Source organism: Fusobacterium sp. (genome assembly GCF_029258315.1).
In the GTDB taxonomy this organism is placed as follows: Bacteria; Fusobacteriota; Fusobacteriia; order Fusobacteriales; family Fusobacteriaceae; genus Fusobacterium_B.
Genome location: NZ_JARHZE010000067.1, coordinates 1 through 2,590 on the forward strand (window position 1 = coordinate 1; position 2,590 = coordinate 2,590).

Below are 2,590 nucleotides of genomic sequence, written 5' to 3' on the forward strand. Positions count from 1 at the left end.
TTTCCACCTCGAAAATTTTTATAGAAACATTATACAAATATTTTTTTATAAAATCTATATATTAATAAGAAATTTTTTCTATATTTTTTTATTTAATAAAGTGTAGGGAAGATTCTTCCCCACAAAACTTTTTATTTTTTTATTAGAACACTTGATAAAAAAATTATCTACTCCTTTTTTATAACTTTATTATTTTAAATATAATAAAATATGGGGAAGATTGTTCCCTACTAAAACTTTACTTTTTCTTAAACATTTTTTATTTTTTATCTTTTATTTTTTTCACTTTTAAATTTATTTTCTTTTAATTCCTTTTATTTTATAGTATTAAAATATGGGGAAAAATCTTCCCCATACCTAAAAATCTATTTTATTACTAACTCAACTGGACAGTGATCTGATCCTAAAATTTCAGTATGAATTTTTGCTGACTCAAGTCTTGGTTTTAAACTTTCTGAAACTACAAAGTAATCTATTCTCCACCCTGCATTTTTCTCTCTAGCCTTAAATCTATATGACCACCACGAATAAATATCAGTCATATCTGGGTAGAAATAACGGAAAGTATCAACAAATCCATCATTTACAAGGTTATCAAACTTAGCTCTTTCCTCATCTGTAAACCCTGCATTTTTTCTATTTGTTTTTGGATTTTTTAAGTCTATCTCCTTATGGGCAACATTTAAATCTCCACAGAAAATAACTGGTTTTTTCTCCTCTAATTTTTTCAAATATTTTTTGAAATCATCTTCCCAAGTCATTCTGTAATCAAGTCTTGCTAACTCAGTTTGAGAGTTTGGAGTATATACAGTTATAAAATAGAAATCTTCAAACTCTAAAGTTATAACTCTTCCTTCTTTGTCGTGCTCCTCTATCCCTAAACCATAGCTCACTGATATTGGTTCTTTTTTAGTAAAGATAGCTGTTCCAGAATATCCTTTTTTCTCAGCATAGTTCCAATATTGGTGATACCCCTCTAAATCTAACTCTATCTGTCCAGCCTGTAATTTTGTCTCTTGTAAACAAAATATATCGGCGTCCACTTCCTTAAAAAAATCTAAAAATCCCTTTGTTACACAGGCTCTTATACCATTTACATTCCACGAAATAAATTTCATAAATCTCCTTTTCTAATAAACTAATCTAATTTTAAAAATAAATTTAAAAATTTGGCAACTCCACTTTCCTCATTACTTCTTGCCACATATCTCACTTGATCTTTCACTATATCCTTAGCATTTTCCATAGCCACCGAATATACAACCTCTTTTAGCATAGACAAGTCATTTTCATTATCACCTAAGGCCACAATCTCATCTAAACCAATTCCCATATCTCTAGCAACTATTTTTAATCCGTTCCCCTTATTAGCCTCTTTGCTAACAATATCCATTATTCTAGCCCCTGACTCAAAAACATTTACCTTGTCAGAGTATTTTTCCTCAACATACTCTCTTAAAATTTTAAATTTTTCTGGACTATTATAGAAAACTAATTTTTGGTAGTAATCTTTCTCTATATTTTTCTTTTCTTTATCAAAAATAAAATTAATTCCACTGTCCTCTTTTTTTATAATGCTCTCATACTCTAAATCCAATTTAGAATAATAAACTTTATTATTTCCAGTGGCACTAAAATCTAAGTCAATCTCCTGACATTTTTTTAAAATATCAAAAGATATTTCTGGATCAATAGATGCCTCATATAAAGCTCTGTTATTTTTATAAACCTCTGCCCCATTTAGACAGATAAAATAATTAATCCCCGGTATATTTTGAACCAACTCTTTTATACTTACATAACTTCTTCCAGATGCTACTATAAATTCAACACCTTTCTCCATTGTCTTTATAGCTGACTCTCTATTTTCCTCTGTTATTCTTTTATCTTGAGTAAGAAAAGTTCCATCCATATCAGTTGCCACTGCTTTTATTGGTAGATCGTCCTCAACAACACCTAAATCAATATATTTTTGAAGATAATCTTTTATATACCCATTATAAACCTCTGGCATATATTCTATTACAGGTCTCATTCTTGATAAAATTCTACTTTTCTTAGGGCTGAATTTTCTCCAAGTGTGAGCATCACTTGTAACATTTTGAATAAATCCTTGGAATCTATCACAAGCATTTGCAAACTTAGATTCATCAGTTTCCATATCTTCAAACTCATTCCAAAGAGTTATGTACTCCTCTTTTTGATCCTCTGGTAAAATTCCAAAAGTTTTATTTGCACTTTCTACTTCTTTTCTGTACTTTTCTTCTGCCGAATAATCTCCATAAGCTGGAGTGTCCCCAGCTAAAATCTCAACTACATCATGAATTAAGATCATCTTTATAACTCTTTCCATATCAACTTCTTTTTTATAATATTCTCTTAAAATAAAAGCTGAAGTAGCCATATGCCAAGAGTGTTCTGTATCATTCTCTCTTCTTGTTCCCTCTAAAACTAAACTTTGACGAAGTATCCCTTTTAATTTATCTATTTCTAATATGAAGTCTATCTGTTGTTTTAATCTGTCCATTTTTTCCTCCTTGAAATATATATGATTATATCACAATTCCCCCTAAATGTAAAAATATCATTC

2 protein-coding genes are annotated in these 2,590 nt (G+C 29.3%); both read right to left on the bottom strand.

Translation table 11 applies throughout. The annotated features are described in order from the left end of the window. Window positions 1-365: 365 nt before the first annotated feature. Window positions 366-1,118, bottom strand: coding sequence for an exodeoxyribonuclease III (locus tag Q1J48_RS05265; RefSeq protein ID WP_300361729.1), 753 nt, complete (start codon window positions 1,116-1,118; stop codon window positions 366-368). A gap of 20 nt (window positions 1,119-1,138) precedes the next feature. After that, the gene (locus Q1J48_RS05270; protein ID WP_300361733.1) at window positions 1,139-2,527 is read right to left on the bottom strand and encodes a Cof-type HAD-IIB family hydrolase; all 1,389 of its coding nucleotides are present in this window, start codon (window positions 2,525-2,527) and stop codon (window positions 1,139-1,141) included. Between the last annotated feature and the right edge of the window lie 63 nt (window positions 2,528-2,590).

Bases quoted from the DNA above. Each gene is read 5' to 3' on its own strand.
- Q1J48_RS05265 (WP_300361729.1), bottom strand. From the start codon at position 1,118: ATGAAATTTATTTCGTGGAATGTAAATGGTATAAGAGCCTGTGTAACA.
- Q1J48_RS05270 (WP_300361733.1), bottom strand. From the start codon at position 2,527: ATGGACAGATTAAAACAACAGATAGACTTCATATTAGAAATAGATAAA.